This window comes from Sinosporangium siamense (assembly GCF_016863435.1).
Classification (GTDB): domain Bacteria; phylum Actinomycetota; class Actinomycetes; order Streptosporangiales; family Streptosporangiaceae; genus Sinosporangium; species Sinosporangium siamense.
In genome coordinates this window covers 31,376-52,718 of record NZ_BOOW01000019.1, presented here as the reverse complement: position 1 = coordinate 52,718, position 21,343 = coordinate 31,376, and the positions used below count along the sequence as shown (strand labels likewise).

Here is a 21,343-nt window from a genome sequence, read left to right as displayed (position 1 = left end):
GCATCGCTTAGCTCCTGACCGACAGATCAGAAATCGATTCCGGTGCCCTCAGGCGGATGAACTCCTTGTAGCCCCGGCCGGCGACCTCATCGGACAGCCGACGGAACTCTCCCACTCCGCCTAGATACGGCATGAATACTCGATTTCCCGATCGTCCATATCGCACATACCACGAGTCATGCTGCGCGAACAGGGTCTGAGAGGCCACGGCGTCCACGTGCGCCACCCACTTGGCCTCCTCCTCCTCGCTCACCATGACCGCGGACGCCCCCTCGTCGCGCAGCGATTCAATCATGTCGACAATCCACTCGACATGTTGTTCGATCGAGACCATCATGTTGCTGAAGACGGATGGACTGCCAGGGCCGGTGATCATGAAGAAGTTCGGGAATCCGGAGACCGCTACGCCAAGAAACGTCTTCGGCCCGTCCTCCCACTTTTCTCTGAGCGAGATACGGTCGGCACCGACTATCTGCATTCGGTCCAATGAACCAGTGAACGCCTGGAATCCAGTCGCAAGGACCAGCACGTCGAGATCGATCGAACGACCGGCAAGCTCGACCGACCGAGCACCGAACCCCGAGATCGGCTCTTGACGAAGATCCACCACCTCTACATTAGGGCGATTGAAGGTCTGATAGTAGTTGGTGTCGACGCAGGGCCTCTTCGTTCCGAGAGCATGGTCCCAAGGCGTCAACCTGTCGGCGACAGCGGGATCGTCTACTATTGCGCGGATCTTGTCTCGAATGAACTTGGCGGCGATCTCATTCGCACGCTTGTCGACCAGTACATCGGCGTAGGCCCACACCAGGGCTGAGCCGCCGGATTCCCATCGACGCGTCAGCTCCTTCTGGACATCCTCGGGGCGCTGGTCGACCAGATTCAGCCCCGTCACGTTCGTGTCATAACCCGACGGGTGATGCTTAGCCGACTCGCGAATTCTGGCCGATTCCACACGGAACGCCGCTACTTCGGCAGGCAGCAAAGGCCGATTCCGGGCGGGCATAGAAAAGTTCGGAGTTCTTTGGAGGACCGTTAAGCGCGACGCCGAACGTGCCAGCTCAGGGATCACCTGAATTCCAGAGGACCCTGTACCGACCACAGCCACATTCATGCCGGATACATCCACGCCGTCTTCCGGCCAGTCGCTCGTCCGCACCACCTTGCCGTCAAAGTGCTGCATTCCTGGCCATTCGACCGGACGCGCGGCTGACAAACATCCCGTGGCGGCCACCAGATACTTACTTCGGATGACGCTTCCAGAGGATGTTCTCGTCACCCACTCGGCCTTGTCCGGTTGATAGACAGCGGAAACGACCTCGGTATCCAGGCGAATGTTGTCCCAGAGCCCGTACCTGTCGGCAACTGCACGGGCGTACGAGAGAAGCTCGGCTTGGGCTGGATAACGTTCGCTCCAGTTCCACTCCTCATTAAGCTCTTCGCACCACGAGTAGGTGTAGAACAGGCTTTCGATATCGCATCTAGCCCCCGGATACCGGTTCCAGTACCACGTCCCGCCGACATCAGACCCACGCTCCAGAGTGACGCTGGTGAACCCTTTCTGCCTAAGCATGTGCGTGGCGTACAGTCCGGCGAATCCCGCACCGATGACAACGACATCGTGCCGCTCATCCACCATCACGCGCTCGCCCCCTCTCCACTGATCCCGGAGCTGTCATAGACTCCCTCGCCGACATTTCGTTCATCGTCCGCGATATCTGGATCGACTCCCATGCCACGCCGCAGGGCCTCCACTTTGGTTCGATGCATCCGGCGAGACACCCAGGCGCTCGGCGCGATCAACGACGATCCGTGGAAGGTTCCTGGATAGACAACCAGCTCTGTCGACACACCGGATGCCAGGAGACGACGCGCGTACTCAAGGCCCTCATCGCGCAGAGGATCGATCTCACAGATAGCCACGTATGCTGGAGGTAGATTCCTCAGCGATCTCGCACGAGCCGGGACCGCATACCCCGAATCGTCCGGAGAATGACCGCCGAGATAATGGCGCCAACTCCAAGTCGCGTTGGTTCGAGTCCACCCGGGAGCGAACGCCAACGTTGTCATCGAACCGCTCTGCAGCCGGTCATCAAGCGGTGGAATCCCCAGATACTGGAAGCAGATCGCCGGCCCGCCCTCATCTCGTGCTCGGAGAGTGGCGGCGGCAGCGAGGCACGCCCCCGCGCTCTCCCCGCCGACGGCGATCCTGCTCGGATCGATCTTGAGATCTTCTCTGCGCTCCACCACCCAATCCAGGACGGTCCTGAGGTCGTCCAGTGCCGCGGGGAAGGGGTGTTCCGGCGCCAGCCTGTAGTCGACACTCACGACGACACACCCCACATCTTGGGCGATCTCCCGTGCCGCAGCGTCCTCAGAGTCGAGGCCGCCGAGTACGAACCCACCGCCGTGGAGATAGATCAGACATGGATGAGGTCCATCTCTCTTAGCCCCGTAGTAGAGACGTACCGGGACCTCACTATTTCGACCTGCCTTTGCAATGTCGTCTCGGACCATCATGGTGGCCGAGGGCTCTGCTTCCGTCACCAACCCTGCGAAGGTTTCCCTTGCCGTCCGGACATCGCTGAAATCGAACGTGGGCAGACCATCAGCCAGGGCGTCGAGCTCCGGATCGATCCTCATGCCGCCTCCTCTTGAGCGACGGGCAACGAGCTCTGGCGCGATCGCGACTCCAGCACCAGAGCGCACCCGATCGTGACTATCAAGCCGACTGCTGCTGCGAGAAGCATCGAATCCATGCCCCCCATACGGCTGATCCAGAACCCAGCGAGATACGGACCCGCGGTCGAACCGATGCCCAGCATGAGGTTCGTGGTATTCATCACGTTGTCGCCCCCCGGCAGAGCCGCCAGGCCGGCCAGCATGAATGGGAGTGTGAACGTCCAAGCAAACTTGAACAACACGGCAGCCAGACTGTATCGCCAGGTTTCGGGTGTTCCCACGAATGCCACGACTGATACGACCATGAATACCAACCCAAGGGTCATGTACAGGGTTCTGCGTCGCGTTTCACCGATGGCCGTTGCCAAGGCCGCAGAAGCAATGCCTGCCGCAGTTGCGACAGCTAGGATGGTGCTAGAATTTGTCGCAGAGATTCCTCCCTCCTCGGCAACGACCCCCACAAACGCCCACACACCTCCTAGGCAAACATAGAAGAGCGTGATCGCCGCCAGGCCGGCAACCACTCGGTGCCTCGGTGCCCGCCGGCCTGCAGTTTCCGATTGGCCTGTCTTTATCGGCGTCAGTCGATTGCGGCAGATCGCACGGGTGGTGAGCATGGCCAGAGCCGTGAGACCCGCCAAAGCCAGGTATAACCCGGTGAGACCGAGCTTTCCAAAGACGTACGGATAGACCGCAAGCATGGCTGCTGCCATCACCAACTGCGCGGTGACGAACACTCCAAGGGACTTTCCGCTGTCTGGAGCGCGACGGGAAAGTGCTAGCAGCACCACCGCGATCGAGCCGGCAGCCGCTCCGGTGACGACGCGGGCGACACAGAGGTGGCTGAAGGACGGGGCAAAGGCCGAGTAGACATTCCCGAGAATCATGACGAGACTTAGCGCCACGACGATGCGCCTGGGATCGACTTTGGTCAGCCAGAGGTAGGCCGGCACCGTCGCGAGGCTGAGCCCACCCATCTCGACCGAAGCGAGCAGGCCGAGCGATTCGGCGTTAATGCCGTACTTGTCGATTAGTTGACCGGTGATAGCCGGGAAGATTAAGAGGACTGAATAGATGATCGCTGCATAGGACCCGACTGTGGCGTATATACCCGACCCCAGCCGTTGAGATGACGTGTACATAAGAGCTCCTTGTTTAACGTTCGAAAACCAGGCGTCCGTTGAACCAGGTCTGCATAATTTCGACCTGAGGCAGTTTCTCCACATCGATCATGAAAGGATCGTCCGACATCACGATGAAATCGGCTGAGTAGTCGGTCCCGAGACGCCCGATCAGATCACCTAGGCCCATGGCATCCGCGCTGGCCGTCGTGTACGCCGCCACCGCTTCTGCGCGCGTAATCGCCTGTTCTGCCCACAATTCCCCATCTATGAGCTTCTTTGGATCGCGTCTAGTGATCAATCCGTAGACTGCGTTCCAGACGTTCGGCTCATCGCAGACCGGCCAATCCGACCCGCCGGTCAGCACCGCGCCGCTATCCAGAATGGTCCGGTTGGGAGCCATGAACATCGCCCGATTGTTAGGAAGGACTTCGTTGGTTGCCTCAGAAATGGCCGTGGGATACCAGAGCGGAGGTGAGGCGTCGGCTACAACACGCAACTCCGCGAGTCGCGGAATGTCTTCGTGATCGATCAGTTGCCCATGCGCCAGGTGATAGATCACATCGTGGTGCCCGGCACCACGAACCTTCTCGACTGCGTCGAGAAACATCCTGACCGTCGCGTCCCCCGTGCAGTGAACCTTGGCTGAGATTCCTCGACCGGCCGTAGAGAGGAGCCATGCCTCTAGTTCCGGCCCATCCATCGTCGTCTGGCCGCAGAAGCAGGAACCGTGCACCCTGTCCGGCAGGTAGGGCTCCAGGAATGCAGCCGTTCGTGAAGCTGGAACACCATCAAGGAACAGCTTGATGAAAGTAGGGCGGTGGTGTTCGCTCGCCGTTGCGTGACGTTCCCGGATAATCCCCTCACCGAGTGGCTCGTGGCCGAAAATGAAGTCATTGCAGAGCATGCTGGAGACGACCCATGCGTCCAGCTCACCCGCGTCATCGAGTTCCTTCAGAGCCTGCATCTGAGCGAGCGATGTCGCAGCATCCTGAAAGGCCGTGATCCCGAAGGAGTTGAGGGTTTGGATGGCATGCCTCGATGCCTGCTTGTTGGCATCGTTCGCCTGTGTCCGCAACCGCGTCATGGAACGTTCCACAAGCAGGCCCGCCGACTCTAGCAAAACGCCGTTAGGATCCCCTGTGTCATTTCGTCTGACTACCCCGCCGACAGGGTCCCTCGAATATTGATCGATCCCCGCCAACCGCATCGCACGGGAATTTGCCCAGCGATTATGCAGAGTGTCGTCGCGCAGGAGCACCGGCCTACCACGGCTTGCTTCATCAAGAAGGCGAAGCGAGGCGGTGGAGTCGAGTGAAGGCATGAGGTTGCTCTCCCAGCATCCACCCACGATCCAATCATCCGGCCCAGCGGTCGATGCACGGTCGGCAATCAGGGCAAGGATCTGGTTCAGGGATGAGCCGCGGGGCAAGGTGATCTCGAAGAGTTCGGAAAATCCAGCCAGCCCGTGATGATTGTGAATATCGATCAGACCGGGCATGGCGAAGGATCCGCCTAGGTCAAGTACATTGGATCTGTCAGCAGCTGCAGCCGCCTGCCGGCCGTGACCGACCACCCTTCCGTCTCGGATGGCAAGGGCCTCTACCTGCCCAATCCCGGGGACAAGAGTCTCGATCGTTCCGTTAAGGATGACCAGATCCGGCTTTTTCATAGCCCGCTCCGCGATCTATCGGGTGATCTTTGCGCGTTCAACTCATCCACGCCCCGCCCGTGACGTTGATCGCCTGCCCTGTGATGAAGTCGGCTTCTCTGCTGCAGAGGAATGAGACAACGGATGCAACATCAGCAGGTTGAGCCAACCGGCCGACCGGGATCATTGCCTTGAGCTGCGTGACTTGAACTTCTGGAGCCGGTGCGCCGAGTGCTTGGTGCCCTGCCAGAACATCCGCCATCATGTCGGTCTCCACCATGGTGGGGCAGACGGCGTTGACCGTCACACCACGCGCCGCAACTTCCATCGCAATGGCCTGCGTAAACCCGACAACGCCAAACTTGGCCGCACAATAGTGCGAGACATTGGCGGAGCCCATCTTGCCGGACTGACTGGAGATGTTGACAATCCGCCCGCTCTGTCCTTGCGGCAGTCCTCCCAGCATTCTCTGGGTACAGAGGAAGGTTCCCGTCAGGTTCACGCCAAGAATCCGCGTCCAGTCGGCGAGCTTTATCTGTTCGATCCGCTGGACAGCAATTACGCCGGCCGCATTGACCAAGACGTCCACTGTGCCGTGCTCCGCCGAAACTCGGTCAAAGAACGTGTTCACCGACTCGACGGAGGTTACGTCAAGGGCACGCACAGGCGGCGCCCCGCGCTCGCTTGAAGGATGCTTCTCATCGCCGTCACCCGCCGACAGGTCTCCGACGACCACATCGAATCCCTCGGCCATCAACCGCCGTGCAATCGACTGTCCGATCCCGCCCGCTCCTCCGGTCACGATCGCTACACCCTGATTGCCGCGACGTTGATCGTCCGATTGGATCACCGTCGTATCCGCCTGTTTGGCGCTCGCTTGTGCTGCACCCACGCTCGCTCCCTACCGATGTGGTAATGGATTCCTCACGCTAGGTCGGGCACCACTCGCTCAACCGGTCCGCTCTAAAGCCACTTGGCCAGTCCAGTTGCCTGCCGCGTCTTCCGGCGAACCCTGGCCATCGCGGAAACTCCGTTTTGATCTTCAGCTAATCGGCAGATCGCGCGAGCGCCGAGATGCCTCATCCCCGAATATTCCGACCTCGCCGCCGCCGTTGGTACGACTCATCGCGCGGGGCTCCCGTTCCCCGCACCTACGCCGTGAACCGGCTTCGCGCCAGGGGCCATGCGTCGCTTCGTCAGCCGGTTCCTCGGCCCGGAGTCCCGGACGCGGCGGAGTGGCCCCCGGGAAGCCTCCAGAGCCCGGTAAGGCCACTCCACAAGATCGCCCCCGCTCTCGCCGACCCGCCCCGTATGGCGGCTTCCGGTTCCCGGCCGGCGCGTCCACGCGCGACCCGCTTGTGCGCGGCCCCGTCCCGGCGCGCTCGACCGGCACCCATGCGGTCCGGCGATCCGCCCGAGGAAGTACGCCTTCCGCGATCCTGCATTCGCCGTGCCTTCCCGTACGGCGAAGCACACTCCCATCGCTCATCCCTTGACCCGCATGGGCCCAATCGGCTGATCGATCGGCGCCGAACCGCGGTCGGCGCGTCCACCGTCGCATGCCGGCAGCGCCAAAGGGCCCCGGGAGAGTGTGGTGATCACGTCGGAGTTCCGGTCGCCGAGTAGTGGCGATCTACCAGGGACTTCGTACATGTTCGCCACTCTGCGTCCGTTGATTGGCTGACTTTCCCCCAAAACTGGATATTGCGAGTTATGCTCGCTGTCAACCACAACGACCGATGGATGGGGGGCCACGGTAAAACTGACCCGTGTTCGTGCCACGGAGGCCGGATGAGAGTCGACGACCCCGCATTCGAAGGCGGACAAACCGACGTCCGTATCGCAAGCGGCCTAAGTAAACGCGAGACAGAGGTAATGGATCTGATCGCGATCGGGCACTCGAACGGCGAGATCGCCCAGCGCCTCTTCCTCAGCGAGAAGACTGTCAAGAATCACGTGAACCGCATCTACTCCAAGCTCGGCGTGGACTCCCGGGTGACCGCGATCGGCTTATGGTCGACGCTCTCGCCTCGAGAACAGCAGATCCAGAGCCACGGGGCCTGAAATCCGGCCCAAGGGCAACGGGCCGGCCCCCTGTCGCGGCGACTCGGAGCCGCGACGGCCGCCCGGACCCCGCTCTCGTCTGCGTGTGCGCGAGGCGTGCCGCGGGCGGTGCCGTACGGACCGCTCGGACGGCGTCGCCCGGTTGGACGGACGCGGGTCTCGTGCCGCGGCGCGAAGGCACGGGCCTCGCCGAGCGAGAGCGGTGCCTGATCAGGCGCGGCCTGACCTCGCGCGACCAGGAGCGCTGCCCTATAGCGGGCGCCTGAACCTCGCCGTGGCGGCGGTCGCGCCGGCGAGGGCGAGCACGGCGCAGGCGGCGACCGAGGTGAGCACGATCCCTCCGGCCGGGGCCCCCAGGGCGAGGTCGCGGGTGGCGTCGATCGCATAGGTCAGCGGGTTGGCGTGGGCAATCACCTGAAGCCACGTCGGCAGGTTCGCCACCGGCACGAACATGCTGGAGAAGAACATCAGGGGGAACAACGCCAGGAACCCCACCGCCTGCATGGTCTCGGCGTTGCCCAGCCAGGCGCCTAGGGCGAGGAAGACCCAGATCATCGCCCAGCTCACGAGCAACGCCAGCAGGAAGGCACCGAGCAGGCCCGGCACTCCCCCGGGCGCCCGGAAGCCGAACACCAGGGCGGAGAAGGCGAGCAGCAGGGCGAGCTGCACCGCGTTCTTGATCAGGTCGGAGAGGCTGCGGGCGAACAACACGGAGACCCGGCTGATCGGCATGGAGCGGAACCTCGCCAGGACACCGTTGCGCATCTCGGTGGTGAGGCCGACGCCCGCCTCGGAGGCCGCCGACAAGCCCGAGACCGCCATGAACGCGGGCATCAGGAAGTCGACATATCCCACACCGGCGGGGAAGTTCCGTGTGTCGGCCATGCTGCTGAACACCTGGGTGAACAGCACCACCATGACGAGCGGCTGCACCAGCGCGGCCACCATGAGCTTGGGATTTCGTGTCGTCGCCCGCAGTGAGCGTTCCGTCAGCACGAGCACCTGGGTGGCGAATCCGCTGCCGCGCCAGTTGCGGGGGGCGAGTGTGGTCATCGGATATTTCTCCTCGGGGTTTCCGCACTAGCGGTTTCGGGACCCGGCGTTTCGGGACAAGGTGTTTCGCGACGGGGTGTTTCGCGACAGGGCCAGATAAACGTCGTCCAGGGTGGGCTCGGTCAGCGTCAACTCACCGATGTCGAATTCCTCCAGTGCGCGCACCACGAGTGCCAACTGCCGAGAATCGGGCAATTGAGCACTTATCCCCCCATTCTTCTCGTCGTAGGCGGCGGCCAGCCCCGCTCGCTCCAGCGCCGCCACCGCCTCGGGCGCGTCGGCGAGCGTGATGTGCACCGAGCGCCGACCGACGCCCGCCTTCAACTCGGCGGGGGTGCCGGAGGCGACGACACGCCCGGCGGACAGCACGGCGATCGAGCCGGCCAGCCGATCGGCCTCCTCTAGATATTGCGTGGTGAGCAGGACGGTGGTGCCGTCGTGCACTAGCGCCTCGACGATCTCCCATACCCCGAGCCGGGCGACGGGGTCGAGCCCGGTGGTCGGCTCATCGAGGAAGAGCACGTCCGGCTGCCCGACCAGGCTCGTCGCGAGGTCGAGACGGCGGCGCATGCCGCCCGAGTAGGTGCGGGCGGGGCGGGTCGCCGCCTCCCCGAGCCCGAACAGGTCGATCAGCTCACCCGCCCTCACGTGAGCCGCGCGCCGCCCCGCCCCCAGCAACCGGGCGACGGTCACCAGGTTGTCGAGACCCGTCAGCTGGTCGTCGACGGAGGCGAACTGCCCGGTCAGGCCGATGCGACCACGTACCTTGTGCGCGTCGGCCACCACGTCGAGGCCGGCGACCCGGGCGGTGCCACCGCTCGGCGGCACCATGGTGGTCAAGACGTTGACGAGCGTGGTCTTGCCTGCCCCGTTGTGCCCGAGCAGCCCCGCGACGGTGCCCTCGGAGACGCGTACGGTGACGCCGTCAAGGGCGGTGACCTCGCCGTACACCTTGGTCACCGCCACAGCTTCGATCATCGGATCGGCCATACGCTCCACCTTCCAGAAGTCCATGCGTTTTGCACACGATATGGATGCAACTTGCACGCGTCAATGAGTTGTGTGCAATTTGCACGTCATGTGGGAGGGTGTCATCCTTCGGGGATGGAGCAGAGCCATCGGCAGGCGACCGGCGCACCGTCCGATCCCGCCGGCGACCGGGCCGGCCACGCGAGCCGGGAAGGCCAGGTCGACTCGAAGGGCCATGACGCCGCGCTGGCGCAGGCGGGGCCCGCGCTGTTCAGGATGATCCGCTACTGGGCCCGGCGCTGGCCCCAGCGGGCCGCCGGCGCGGAGACCGAGACCAAGCACGTGTCACGCGTCGTGGTCGTCGACATCGTGGGCACGACCCCGGGACGGCCCAATGTGCGCTCCATCGCCGACGCCCTCGGCGTCGACCCCTCCGTCGCCAGCCGCATGGTCGCGGACACCGTGGCCGCGGGGCTCATCGAGCGCCGCACCATGGAGCGCGACGCCCGTAACGCCGATCTGGCCCTGACCGAGAGCGGCCACGACCTCCTCGCTCACGCCCGTACCTGGCAGGGCGACGTCTTCGCCGCCCTCACCGCCGACTGGCCGGCGGAGGATCGCGAGACCTTCGCCGCCCTCCTGGTCCGCTTCGCCGACCGCGCCACCTCGGCCGGGCTCTGAGGCGGCGTCCGCCCCAACCACAGAGGCGGCTGGAGCGGACGCAGGCGAGGTCCGCAGACCGCGCTCACCCGCCGACCGGCGCCCCCCTGAGCCGAGTCTCCCGACCGTTTCGGCTTGTCATCAGGGACGCCGTCCGGCGCGTCAGAGGTTCCCTAGGGAGGGGTGATGCGCGCCTTCAGCCGATATCCATCCACCACAACGAACAGCGGGTCTCCAGCACGAGCGTTCATATGCCGCAAAACCGGCTGAAGCGACTCGAACATCGGCTGTCGATCGCCCCAAATGAGCATCACCATGTGATACTCCGGCCCCGTGAGCGGCCTGAGGGTGCGAGGCCGCATGCCGAGCTGGGTCGCATACTCCTCGGGCACCGTCACCGGGCTGCCGCTGAGGTGGTCGGGGGTGACGTGGCCGATGAAGCGCCACGGCGGCTCGGCGACCTTGCCGTGGAGAACGCCCCCGCGGTCGAGGCTCGACCAGATCTGGAGATGCCTGATCATCTCATCGCGGCGCTCAAGCTCCTCGTTGAGCCGCTCGATGTGCTTGAGCGCCGTCTTGAGGGCGGACTTCAGCACGGAGACGTCAACCGCGACTCCTTCGCCGTCGACCAGCGGGCGGCGCATGGGCAGCGGCGGCGGCCCGGCCTGCCGTGACCGGGAGGAGGACGACCGGGAGCCGCGCAGGGCGGACACGGCGTTGCGCCGGGAAGAGTGGATCTTGTTCCAGGTCTTCTGCCAGGAGGGAAGCTGATCGGCCGCCCCGCACGCCTTGACGATCTCCTCTACGACCGGCCACCGGGGCAGCGTATTGCGATTCAGAGCGTCGCTAAGGGTGCTTCTGACTAGTTTGCCCCCCGATCGTTCGACCAGCTGGCGGAGCGAGAGCCCGGACTGGTTGCGGAGTTGCCGCAGATGCTCGACGAAGGCCGCGGGGCTGACCGTTCGCGCCAGATCGGGCGCGGGCGGGCGGGGTACGGCGGCGCCCCGGCGAGGTGGCTCCACCTCTTTGATCTCGGCCAGCGATCTGCGCGTGTCCTCCCAGCGCTGCTGCCATTCGGCCCGGTCGCCACCACAGGCGAGCACATAGGCGTGGGTGACGGCCAGCGTCGGCAGCCGATGGCCCGCCGCGGCCTGGGAGAGCACCGACTTCGAGAAGAAGCCCTCTTTGGCGAGCTGGTCGTAAGTGGGGTTGCCCGCAGTCCTGCGGAGTTCCCGGAGGGCCTCGGCGAACTTCGCCAGCGGCCCGTTTCCGGTGATGGGGGATTCACGTCGTGGCACTCGTCGTCACCGGTGAGTTTGCTGGGGATCAACGAATCTCAGCGGCAGGGCCGCGAGGCGAGAACGCTCCAGCGCCCGACATGAGATAGGTCAAGCCCGTGATTGTCCATGCCTCGTCCTTAGTGGAGGGTCAACAAGGTCCTTTGGTCCGGCCCACGCCTGCCGTGGCCTCCCCCGGGTTGCCGCCTCAGGGATCACGATCAGACGCTCAAGACCAATCTTGGCCCTACCGGGGACGCTTCAGGAGGAAGTCTCCATGATCCCAACAATGGCGACGTTTCACCTGTACCAGGCACCTCACCACATGCAGGCGATTATTCTGCGCAAACCGTCCGGAACGTCCGAGTCGATCATCAAACCGGCCGCGCGTACCCCCGCGATCACTACAGGTCACAGCGCTCCCCCGGGGCATATGCCCGGCGTCCGGCCGTACCTTCGTACCGGACAACCGCCGGACACGCTTCGCTTGAGGGAAGCGCGGTCATGAGGCCGCCGTCCATGCGCAGTCTGGTGGTCCGGACGAATGCTGGAGAGTGTCCGAGAGGGCTTCCTGTTGCCGCGGGAAGCCCTCTCCCCAGCTAGTGGACGTTGTTTGTCCGAACTGAAGCGTGCTTGAGTGCGGCGCGGCCGGCCGCCGCCCCGCCCTCGCCGCCTCCCGCGGTCACACCGGGTCGGCTAGCCTCTACTGCTTTGGCCACTCCCCCGGTCGCAAGCGGGCACGATCACCCCGAATTACCACGGTCATACCGAGACCGAAAGTGTGCTGGGGCGCAGCGCCGGTATCGCACGGGCGAAGGCGGCGAGTCCCTGGGCCAGCTCTTCCTGAGTGACGCTGAGCGCGGGCCTGAGCCGTACCGACCGGGGGCCGCAGGGCAGCACGAGCACACCTTCGCGCTCGCGGAGCACCGTGAGCATCTCGTCCCGGGTCGCGGTGTCGGGCAGGTCGAAGGCGCACATCAGGCCGCGACCGCGGACGGAGGAGACGAGGTCTGGGGCGTCGGCCTCGAGCTCGGCCAGCCCGGCGAGCAGCACCTCGCCGAGGAGACCCGCCCGGGGGATCAGGGCATCACGCTCGATGATCTCCAGCATGCGCCGCGACCGGACCATGTCGACGAGCCCGCCGCCCCAGGTGGAGTTGATGCGTCCGCTCACCCGGAACACGTTGTCCTCGATCTCGTTGATCCTGCGGCCTGCCATGACCCCGCCGACCTGGGTCTTCTTGGCGAAGGCCACCAGGTCCGGCTGGAGGCCGAGCTGCTGGTAGGCCCAGGGGGTGCCGGTGATGCCGACGCCGGTCTGCACCTCGTCCACGATGAAGAGAGCGTCGTGTTCGTGGCATAGTCGCTGCATCGCCTGGAGGAACTCGGGGCGCATGTGGTTGTCGCCGCCTTCACCCTGGATGGGCTCGGCGATGAAGCAGGCGATGTCGTGCGGGTGGCGTTCGAAGGCGGCTCTCGCCTGTTCGAGGGCACGGTCCTCGGCGGTCTCGACGTCGCCGAGGTGGATGGCGGGCACGTCGATACGGGGCCAGTCGAACTTCGGGAATCCCGCGGTCTTAACCGGCTCGGTGTTGGTGAGCGACAGGGTGTAGCCGCTTCTCCCGTGGAAGGCCCTGGTCAGGTGGAGCACCTTGGTGCCTAGTTCGGGTGATCGGCCGTGGGCCTCGTTGTGGCGAACTTTCCAGTCGAAGGCGGCCTTCAGCGCGTTCTCCACGGCGAGCGCCCCGCCCTCGACAAAGAACAGGTGGGGAAGCTCGGGGTCGCCCAGCACCCGGGCGAACGTATCGGCGAAATCGGCTAGATGGCTGCTGTAAAGATCGGAGTTCGCGGGCTTGTTGGCGGCGACCCGGCCCAGGAGGGCGAGGAACTCGGGGTCGTCGTCGAAGGGGTTCACGCCCAGGGGGGCGGAGGCGAAGAAGGTGTAGAAGTCCAGATAGCGGCGACCGGTGGGCTCGTCGACGAGCCAGGAGCCCCGGCTGCGTTCGAGGTCGAGCACCAGCCGATAACCATCGACGAGCAGATGGCGGGCGAGACGGTCGTGCACGTCCATGTCCCCTCCACGTTGAGTCGGACACACACGTTAGATATCCCCCGAATTTCCGGTACTTATGTGGAAACTTTCCGTCATCGACACCCATTCTGTGAATCTTCTCCCGAACCCCTACGGTCCAGCTCACATGGGACCCTCGTAGGGATCGGGGGAACCTCGCGGAGGGGCGGCCGGAGGAGTGCGGAGCTTCTTCACCCGGGATGAGAGCACCACCAGGATGACGCCCCAGACGATGGCGAAGATGCCGATCAGCCAGACCAGCGCAAGCGCCCCCGTGGCCGGCCACACGAACATCAGAATTCCGAAGACGATCGAGACGATCCCGGCGAGGATCAGCAGCGGCACCTGCTGGATGGCCTCCCGCAGCCGGATGGCACTGATGATCTCCAGCACTCCGGTGACGATGGCCCACAGGGCGATCAGGAACAGCAGCACCACTGTGGTGATCCCCGGCCAGACGAGCACGGCGATGCCGACCAGGACGCCCACCACGCCCGACAGGGCGAGCCAGGCACGCGAGTCCCCCGAAACCCCACGGATCGCGCCCAATATCGCGAACACCCCGTTCACCAGCACGAACACGCCGAACAGGAACACCAGCGTCAGAATCGTGATGGCGGGCCAAATGAGCGCCAGTACCCCGAAGACGATCGCGGCTATGCCCCGGACCAGGATGGCCCACCACGAACTCGCAAAATGGCGACGCATGCCGTCACCTCCCCTGACCGGATTCGTTTCCGGGGAAAGGAAGGCGGCACACCAAGCGCAGGTCAAATATCAGCGAGAACCGCGAGGCTCAGTCGAGCAAGATCCGCAGTGCCACCGTGCCGTTGCGGCCGCGCCGCAGCCGGCTGCTGAGCACCAGGACACGCGCCGCCATGCCGTACTTTTTGACGATCAACCTGCGCACTCGCTCGGTCTCCGACGCGGGCAGCACCTCGGCGGTGCCGGGCACGCTCTCCCCGAGCACCTTGCCGCGCACATCGCAGGGCGCGATCAGCACCCTCGGGTTGTTGCGGATGCGCTTGACCTTGCCGGACCCTTGGATGGTCCAGGCGACCAGCGCGCCGTCGTCGAACGCGACCCACAGCGGGGTGGGCACGGCGCGGCCGTCACGACGGTAGGTCGTGACGGACACATATTGCTCGGCGCCGAGCACGTCGACGATCGCCATGGAAGGCAGACTACGCGGCGGAATACACCACAAGCGACACGGCGATGTATTGGATCACGTAGGCCGCGACGGTGAAGGAGTGGAACACCTCGTGGTAGCCGAACCAGAGCGGCGAGGGGTCCGGCCTGCGCAAACCGTAGATCACGCCGCCCGCGCTGTAGAGGATGCCGCCGATGATCACCAGTACGACGGCGGCGATGCCGGCTCCGTCGAGGAGCTGGGGGACGACGAAGATCGCGGTCCAGCCGAGGGCGATGTAAAGCGCGGTGTACAACCATCGGGGGGCGCCGATCCACACCACCCGGAAGAACACCCCTGCGATGGCTCCCGTCCAAATGACTATCAGCAGGGTGAGACGCGCCACACCGTCGAGCGCGAGCAGGGCGAAAGGCGTGTAGGTGCCCGCGATGATCAGGTAGATGTTGGCGTGGTCGACGCGGCGGAACGCCTCCGCGAGCCGGGGTGAGAGTGTGCCCCGGTGATAAGTGGCCGACACCCCGAAGAGCAGGCCGGAGGTCACCGCGTAGATCGCCGCCGCGATGCGCGATTGCAGCGTCGGCCCGAGGGCGACCAGGACAAAGCCGGCGACAAGCGCCGCAGGCAGGGTGCCGGCGTGCAACCATCCTCGTAGTCGGGGTTTGTAGAGCCCGAGCGTGGTCATCGAAACCTCCCAAACTTACGGTAGCGTAAGTTACGGAGGCGTAGGTTGTGACCCTCGTTACACAAGTCACCTCAGATACCCGAAAGGAACCTCGCGGCCAGCGGGGCTGCCGACTGCCCGCCCGATCCCCCGCCCAGGACGAGTACGGCGAAGGCCAGCTCATCCCGATATCCGATAAACCAGGCGTTGGGCATGCCCTGCCCCGTCTCCGCCGTGCCGGTCTTGCCCGCCGTGCCCGGGGGAAGGCCCGCCGAGGCCGCCGTCCCCTCGCTCACGACGGCCCGCATCATCGACCTGAGCGCCTCGACCGGCCCCTCGGGCAGCCGCACCGTAGGCTCGTCGCCCTGGGCCGGCGAGGGCGTGTCCAGCAGCAGGGTCGGCGCACGCCACGTGCCGTCGCCCACAGCGGCGGCGACGAGGGCCATGCACAGCGGCGTGGCCGTGACCGAGCCCTGCCCGATCGCGTCCTCCCCCAGCCAGTTGAGATCCGTGGGCGGCCGGATCTGCCCGCATTCGCCGCCGACCCCGCCGAGGGTCACGGAACGCCCGAAGCCCAGCCGCCCGGCGGCCTCCCGGAGCGACTCCATAGGCAGCTTGGTGATCTGCTCGACCATGGTGGTGTTGCACGAGTGCGCGAAGGCGGAGCGCAGGCTGATCGTCCCCCGATCGACCTCGCCGTCGTTGCGGAAGGACCGGTGCTGCGGGATGGTATAGCTCCCCGGGCAGGCGACCTGCGTGTCTGGGCTCAGGCCCGCCGACAGCAGGGCGAAGGTCGTCACGACCTTGAAGGTCGAGCCGGGGGCGAACTTCGAGGCGACCACGTTGCGCTGTTCGCCGAGCCGGTCGGCGATGGCGAGGACCTCACCCTTCTTGAGGTTGACCGCCACGATCGCCGCGGGTTTGTCCATCCCGTCCAGCGCCCGCGCCGCGGCGGCCTGGACCCGGCGGTCGAGCGTGGTCTTCACCTTGTCCGCGGCCGGCGCCTTGAACTCCGCGAGCCTCGTGGTCCGCCCGTCGGCGCCGACCGCGTCGATCACCCATCCCCGCTTGGTCTCGGCGTCCTGCATGTCCGCCAGCATGTGGGTGTAGAAGTCGGCCGCGCTGTCGGTGGGCAGCGGATCGCCCGTCCTGGTGACGACCTCGACGCCCGGGGCGTCGACCGGGGTGAGGGTGACCCTGCCGCCGTTCTTGAGCGCGGGGTGGAGGACCTCCGGCCCCCATCGCACCTTCCACGTCCTGTCCGCGACGACGAGCTGGAGCGTGGACGAGAACATCCACGAGCCGATGTCACGTAAGAGGCGTTCCCCCTCAAAGGGGAGCTCGGCGTTCTCCTCACCGAGGCGTTTGAGCGTGCCCGGCATTAGGGTCAGCTCCGTAACCGCCATTTTCGCGCCGAAGGCGGTGTGCCGGTCGAGAAAGTCTTTGGGGGGGTCAACCACTAAACGCTGCATTTTCGCGAAATCACTGGACTCCCAGGCCAGGAGGTAGGCTCTCGCGGTCTCCTCAGGGCTGCCGTGCACCTGTGTGAAGGTGCTGATCAGCGCCACCGCGCCCGCGCCGATCATGACGAGCACCGTCACGAGGAGCACGTAAAACCCTCGTCTGCGCATACGGTTTCCCCCAGAGGATGATTCCTCCTGGGGTATACCAGAACGAACCACTCGATTGGGGGGCCTAAGTTGGCCGCCAGGCGTGACACCCGCGAACCGATGCCCGGTCGTTACACCGTGACCTTCGGCGAGATCGAATTGCTGCAGGATCTCGACCGGCCGGGCGGTTGGGTGCTCAGCAAGGACGGCGTGCCGCAGTCATACGTCGACCTCGACGACCCCACCTACCTCGACTTCGAATACGTGCGGCTCATGGCGGTCGTGATCGACGCCCTGCCCCCCGGGGCACTCGACGTCGTGCACGTCGGTGGCGGAGCCTGCACCCTGCCGCGCTACCTCGCGGCGACCCGCCCCGGCTCCCGGCACATCGTCGTGGAGCCGGACGAGGGCCTGGTGCGACTCGTCCGCGAACAGCTGCGGCTGAAGTCGGTGCCCCGGCTCAAGGTGCGCGTGCTCGACGGCCGCAGCGCCGTCGGGGGCCTCCACGACGACTCCGCCGACCTGTTCGTCCTCGACGCGTTCAGCGGCGCGGTCATGCCGGTGGAACTCGCCACCGTCGAGTTCATGACCGGCGTGTCGCGGGTGGTGCGCGACGGCGGCACCCTCCTGATCAACGTGGCCGACGGCAAGGGCCTCCCCTTCACCCGGCGGGTCCTCGCGACCGTCCGCCGCGTCTTCCCCCACGCGGTGCTGCTGGCCGAGCCCGGCATCATGCGGGGCCGCCGCTTCGGCAACCTCATCGTCGCGGCCTCCACCCGCGAACTCCCCCTCGAAACCCTCACCCGCCAGGCCGCCGGCGGCCTTAACCAGGCCCGCTGCACCTACGGCGAAGCCCTGACCAACTTCATCGCCGGCGCCGCCCCCATCCACGAAGGCCAGCCCGTCCTGGCCCCCGTCCCCCCATCCACGATCTTCGGCAACTGACCTCCTGGGAAGACCCGCCCGGTACTCCGACGATGCGGGCGGGGATCACCGACCTGGCGCCCATCCTGCAGTGGACACCACTGAGGAGTGGACGGCCGGCGGCGCCACCACCGCCCCGGCCCACTAGGAGCAGGCGGAGGAAGGTGCAACCGAGGCGGCCCTCCAGCCGCGGGTGAGAAGCCGCAGGTCCGGCGGCTGAGGTAGGGCGCACGTCCAGCAGGTGATCGGCCTTCCCCCGATGGGGCCGACCTGCCGCCCCGGCACCTCCGCCCGCTCCAGGGCGATCCGCCCGCCGGGCCGGGGCGGGTCGCCCGTCATGCGGGGCGGTGGTGGCCTTTCCCGTAACCTTCCTGGGCACCGCGGTGCTCACAGAACGGCCCGTGGAGGCGCACCGCGAGCAAGGCCGCCGGCGCCGCCCCCATCCACGAAGGCCAGCCCGTCCTGGCCCCCGTCCCCCCATCCACGATCTTCGGCAACTGAAGAGCCCGGCCGCCGACGGCGCGCCGCAGATGACAATGTGGCGGTCCGGCTGCCGAAGCAGGCCGTCGCCTGCCCGCCGCCTATAGCGCGTACGGCGGAGCCTTGCGGTCAGGCGAGGCCGCCGCCGTCGACCACGAGGGCGCTGCCGGTGATGTAGCTCGCGTCCTCACTGGCGAGGAAGAGCACGGCGCGGGCGATCTCGTCGGGTGAGCCGGCGCGGCCCATGGGGCGGTCGGCGGCGTCGGCGGCGAAGGCGGTCCACTTCTCGGAGAGCTGCCGCGCCTCCTCCCGCAACATGGGTGTGTCGGTGTCGCCGGGGTTGACGGAGTTGACCCGGATGCCGGCCTTGGCATGGTCGATGGCCAGGGCGCGGGTCATGTTGACGACCGCCGCCTTGGAGGCGCAGTAGGACAGGGCGTTGCCCCCGCCCTTGAGGCCCCAGCCGGAGCCCGTGTTGACGATCGCCCCGCCGGAGGTCATGGCGGGAATGGCGTGGCGGCACATCAAGAACACCGACCGCACATTGACCGCCATCACCAGGTCCCACTCGGCCACGGTGATGCCGAGGGCGTCCGCCCGGCGGATGATCCCGGCGTTGTTAAACAACACATGCAAATGGCCGAAGGTGTCCGTCGCGGTCGCGACAATGCGGGCGCAGTCGTCGTCGTCTGACACATCGGCCGTCACGGGAACCGCCCGGCCGCCGGAGGCGACGATCTCCTCGGCGGCCGAGGCCGCCCCCGCGGCGTCGATGTCGGCCACCACGACGGCCGCGCCTTCCCGCGCGAAGAGGATCGCCGTCGCACGCCCGATGCCGGACGCGCCGCCGGTGACGATGGCCACCTTGTCCTTGAGCTTCACCCTTGAGTGCCCTTCAGTAACCTTCGCTTACCAGGCAGACGATAGGTCACCAGGACATCAACGGCAGGACCTCACTGCCTCTTCAGCGTGAGACAGGCGATTCTGGCTCCCGCCGTACCGGCCTCTGGGCCCTGGCTGGTCGTGGCGCGCTCGTGGATGATCAGCGAGCCGGGCAGCCGGTCGGGGGGGAACGACCAGTCCTGGCGGGCCGTGGCGGTGGCCGAGCCGGTGCCGTCGGTGGTGAAGTCGAGCCAGACCTCGTTGCGCGGGTTGGCGAGGTGCTCGGACGGCATGCCGGGCGTGTGCGAGTGGTCGTGCTGGAAGTGCGGCCCGGAGTCGTCGGGCTTCGCCCCGCAGGGCTTGGTGTGCAGGTGTGCGCCGTAGGTGCGCATCGGCTTGAACTTCTTGACGGTGAGTGTCGAGACGGTGGTGGAGTCGACAGACTCTACGGTCACCGTGGCGTTTGATCCCTTGGGCGCGAGTTTGGGGTCGTAGACGACGGCGTCGACGCCCTCGGTGTAGGGCACGAAGACGCCACCGCCGACGAGGCGGATGCTCGTCGGTGCCGGGGTGGGGTCATGGGCTCCTTGTGTGGAGGTCTGCGTTGCTCCGCAGGCGGCAGTCGACATGACCAGCAGCAGCATGGACAGGCGGCGCATTCGATCTCCTCCGTGGGCGTGCGTACGACACGATCACCCCTAGAGTAATCACATTGTCACCCACAGTCACGATCGGGGGCGTGGAAAGCCCCTGGACACGGGCCGGTGCTCCGCGCGTCACCGGCCCGGTCGCGAGTGGTGGTCAGGCGCCGTGGCCGGCGGCGATCCGGTCGATGACCCCGGCGAGGTCGAAGTCCTTGTCGGTGAGGCCGCCCGCGTCGTGGGTCGTGAGGGCGAGGTGGAGTTTGCGCCACCGGATGTCGATGTCCGGGTGGTGGTTGGCCTCCTCGGCGCGCACCGCGATGTCGTCCACGATGCGGATCGCGGCGGGGAAGTCGGGTGCGGTCACCGTGCGGCGGATCTCGTCGCCCTCGCGGCGCCACTCGGGCAGTGCGGTGAGGCGCTCGTTCACCGTGTCGTCGTCTAGCAGCTTCATCGCATTAGGACATCACGGAGCACAAGGGCGACGCCAACCGGGCTCGTGCCGTACGGCGGAAGCCCGGTCGGCGTGCGGCAGCCGCTACTTGACCGCGCCCGAGGTGAGCCCGGACTGGATCTGGCGCTGGAACGCCACGTAGACGATGATCATCGGGATGATCGCCATGCTCAGCGCCGCGAACAGGGACGGCCAGTCGGCCTCGTATCCCGCGATCACGGAGATGTCGGCGATGCCCTGGGTGATCACCCATTTCTCCTTGTTGTCGGCGAGCAGGACCAGAGGCAGGAGGTACTGGTTCCACTGGCCGAGTACGTTGAAGATCGTGATGCTGATCACGCCGGGCCTGGCCATCGGCAGCATGATCTGGAAGAACGTCCGCGTGTGCGACGCCCCGTCGATCATCGCCGCCTCCCCCACGGAGGTGGGAAGGTTCCTGAAGAAGGCCGTCATGAAGAGCACGGTGAACGGCATGGAATAGGCGACATAGACCAGGACGAGTCCCGTGTGGGTGTTGAGCAGCCCAAGGTTGCGCACCACGAAGAACAGCGGCACAAGCGCGAGGAAGACCGGGAAGGCCAGACCCGAGACGAAGATGACGTACACGAGCCGGCTGCCGGGGAAGGTATATCTCGCCAGGACATAGGCGGCCATCGAGCCGAACAGCATCGTAAGGAACGTGCCTGCGCTGACCACGATGACGGTGTTGAGGAGATATTTACCGACCTGAGCGGTCTCCCAGGCTCTCCCCCAGCTCTCCGCACGCCACTCCTGAGGCATCGACCAGGAGTTTCCGAAGATCTCCGTATTGGTCTTGAAGGAGGAGAGGAAGGTCCACAGCAGCGGACCGACCGTGATGATGCCCCAGAGCGCCAGCGCCGCGTGCGCGAGCCCCGTCAGGGGGTTGGGCTTGGCGCGGCGCCGCGGAGCCGCATGTGCGGCGCGCGTGGGCGTCTTGGCGCTTTTCGCGTTCTCAGTTTTGATCGCCATG

Annotated in this window: 20 protein-coding genes; 3 read left to right on the top strand and 17 right to left on the bottom strand. The window is 65.8% G+C overall.

Annotated features, from left to right (window positions below; translation table 11 throughout):
* Positions 1 to 7: 7 nt before the first annotated feature.
* From Ssi02_RS15360 to Ssi02_RS15340, 5 genes are read right to left on the bottom strand one after another with little or no spacing between them, the layout of a single operon-like run.
* Positions 8 to 1,639 carry a flavin-containing monooxygenase gene (locus Ssi02_RS15360; RefSeq protein WP_239128931.1) on the bottom strand — a complete coding sequence of 544 codons (1,632 nt, stop codon included), beginning with the start codon at positions 1,637 to 1,639 and terminating at the stop codon, positions 8 to 10.
* A complete protein-coding gene (locus tag Ssi02_RS15355) occupies positions 1,639 to 2,643 on the bottom strand; it encodes an alpha/beta hydrolase (protein ID WP_204026063.1) in 1,005 nt (334 codons plus the stop codon). Before Ssi02_RS15355 ends, Ssi02_RS15360 begins: the two co-directional genes overlap by 1 nt.
* The gene (locus Ssi02_RS15350; RefSeq protein WP_204026061.1) at positions 2,640 to 3,824 is read right to left on the bottom strand and encodes an MFS transporter; all 1,185 of its coding nucleotides are present in this window, start codon (positions 3,822 to 3,824) and stop codon (positions 2,640 to 2,642) included. The genes Ssi02_RS15355 and Ssi02_RS15350 overlap by 4 nt, the downstream gene beginning before the upstream one ends.
* Before the next feature lie 13 nt (positions 3,825 to 3,837).
* On the bottom strand, positions 3,838 to 5,475 hold the full coding sequence (locus Ssi02_RS15345) for an amidohydrolase (RefSeq protein WP_204026059.1): 1,638 nt from the start codon (positions 5,473 to 5,475) through the stop codon (positions 3,838 to 3,840).
* Positions 5,476 to 5,512: 37 nt separating this feature from the next.
* Positions 5,513 to 6,346: an SDR family NAD(P)-dependent oxidoreductase gene (locus tag Ssi02_RS15340; protein ID WP_204026057.1), complete on the bottom strand. Its 834-nt coding sequence runs from the start codon at positions 6,344 to 6,346 to the stop codon at positions 5,513 to 5,515.
* A gap of 899 nt (positions 6,347 to 7,245) precedes the next feature.
* On the opposite strand from Ssi02_RS15340, the gene Ssi02_RS15335 reads away from it, so the two are divergent.
* Positions 7,246 to 7,518 (top strand): helix-turn-helix domain-containing protein, encoded by a 273-nt coding sequence (locus Ssi02_RS15335; protein WP_204026055.1) that lies wholly within the window; start codon positions 7,246 to 7,248, stop codon positions 7,516 to 7,518.
* Positions 7,519 to 7,767: 249 nt separating this feature from the next.
* On the opposite strand, the gene Ssi02_RS15330 is transcribed toward Ssi02_RS15335, so the two are convergent.
* Both Ssi02_RS15330 and Ssi02_RS15325 read right to left on the bottom strand, forming a co-directional pair.
* Positions 7,768 to 8,571 carry an ABC transporter permease gene (locus Ssi02_RS15330; protein ID WP_204026053.1) on the bottom strand — a complete coding sequence of 268 codons (804 nt, stop codon included), beginning with the start codon at positions 8,569 to 8,571 and terminating at the stop codon, positions 7,768 to 7,770.
* A gap of 27 nt (positions 8,572 to 8,598) precedes the next feature.
* Positions 8,599 to 9,561 (bottom strand): ATP-binding cassette domain-containing protein, encoded by a 963-nt coding sequence (locus tag Ssi02_RS15325; RefSeq protein ID WP_204026051.1) that lies wholly within the window; start codon positions 9,559 to 9,561, stop codon positions 8,599 to 8,601.
* Positions 9,562 to 9,675: 114 nt separating this feature from the next.
* Here Ssi02_RS15325 and Ssi02_RS15320 point away from each other — a divergent pair, with 114 nt between their 5' ends.
* Positions 9,676 to 10,221: a MarR family winged helix-turn-helix transcriptional regulator gene (locus tag Ssi02_RS15320; RefSeq protein ID WP_204026049.1), complete on the top strand. Its 546-nt coding sequence runs from the start codon at positions 9,676 to 9,678 to the stop codon at positions 10,219 to 10,221.
* 152 nt (positions 10,222 to 10,373) lie between these two features.
* Here the strand turns inward: Ssi02_RS15320 and Ssi02_RS15315 are convergent, their stop codons facing one another.
* The 6 genes from Ssi02_RS15315 to Ssi02_RS15290 form a co-directional block, all read right to left on the bottom strand.
* The gene (locus tag Ssi02_RS15315; protein WP_204026047.1) at positions 10,374 to 11,498 is read right to left on the bottom strand and encodes a helix-turn-helix domain-containing protein; all 1,125 of its coding nucleotides are present in this window, start codon (positions 11,496 to 11,498) and stop codon (positions 10,374 to 10,376) included.
* Positions 11,499 to 12,239: 741 nt separating this feature from the next.
* Positions 12,240 to 13,547: an L-lysine 6-transaminase gene (gene lat / locus Ssi02_RS15310; protein ID WP_204026045.1), complete on the bottom strand. Its 1,308-nt coding sequence runs from the start codon at positions 13,545 to 13,547 to the stop codon at positions 12,240 to 12,242.
* 123 nt (positions 13,548 to 13,670) lie between these two features.
* Positions 13,671 to 14,255: an HdeD family acid-resistance protein gene (locus Ssi02_RS15305; RefSeq protein ID WP_204026043.1), complete on the bottom strand. Its 585-nt coding sequence runs from the start codon at positions 14,253 to 14,255 to the stop codon at positions 13,671 to 13,673.
* An 88-nt stretch (positions 14,256 to 14,343) separates the two neighbouring features.
* A complete protein-coding gene (locus Ssi02_RS15300; RefSeq protein ID WP_204026041.1) occupies positions 14,344 to 14,721 on the bottom strand; it encodes a PPOX class F420-dependent oxidoreductase in 378 nt (125 codons plus the stop codon).
* A 10-nt stretch (positions 14,722 to 14,731) separates the two neighbouring features.
* Complete coding sequence (gene trhA / locus Ssi02_RS15295; RefSeq protein ID WP_204026038.1) at positions 14,732 to 15,382, bottom strand: PAQR family membrane homeostasis protein TrhA; 651 nt, start codon at positions 15,380 to 15,382, stop codon at positions 14,732 to 14,734.
* Positions 15,383 to 15,453: 71 nt separating this feature from the next.
* Positions 15,454 to 16,992: a penicillin-binding transpeptidase domain-containing protein gene (locus Ssi02_RS15290; protein WP_204026036.1), complete on the bottom strand. Its 1,539-nt coding sequence runs from the start codon at positions 16,990 to 16,992 to the stop codon at positions 15,454 to 15,456.
* Between the two features lie 69 nt (positions 16,993 to 17,061).
* Here Ssi02_RS15290 and Ssi02_RS15285 point away from each other — a divergent pair, with 69 nt between their 5' ends.
* The gene (locus Ssi02_RS15285; RefSeq protein ID WP_239128930.1) at positions 17,062 to 17,916 is read left to right on the top strand and encodes a spermidine synthase; all 855 of its coding nucleotides are present in this window, start codon (positions 17,062 to 17,064) and stop codon (positions 17,914 to 17,916) included.
* Between the two features lie 588 nt (positions 17,917 to 18,504).
* Here the strand turns inward: Ssi02_RS15285 and Ssi02_RS15280 are convergent.
* The 4 genes from Ssi02_RS15280 to Ssi02_RS15265 form a co-directional block, all read right to left on the bottom strand.
* Positions 18,505 to 19,257, bottom strand: coding sequence for an SDR family NAD(P)-dependent oxidoreductase (locus Ssi02_RS15280; protein ID WP_204026035.1), 753 nt, complete (start codon positions 19,255 to 19,257; stop codon positions 18,505 to 18,507).
* Positions 19,258 to 19,328: 71 nt separating this feature from the next.
* Entirely contained in the window at positions 19,329 to 19,916 is a 588-nt protein-coding gene (locus Ssi02_RS15275; protein WP_204026033.1) for a superoxide dismutase family protein, read from the bottom strand.
* A 142-nt stretch (positions 19,917 to 20,058) separates the two neighbouring features.
* Positions 20,059 to 20,352, bottom strand: coding sequence for a 4a-hydroxytetrahydrobiopterin dehydratase (locus Ssi02_RS15270; RefSeq protein WP_204026031.1), 294 nt, complete (start codon positions 20,350 to 20,352; stop codon positions 20,059 to 20,061).
* Between the two features lie 84 nt (positions 20,353 to 20,436).
* Complete coding sequence (locus Ssi02_RS15265; RefSeq protein WP_204026029.1) at positions 20,437 to 21,342, bottom strand: carbohydrate ABC transporter permease; 906 nt, start codon at positions 21,340 to 21,342, stop codon at positions 20,437 to 20,439.
* Position 21,343 lies beyond the last annotated feature (1 nt).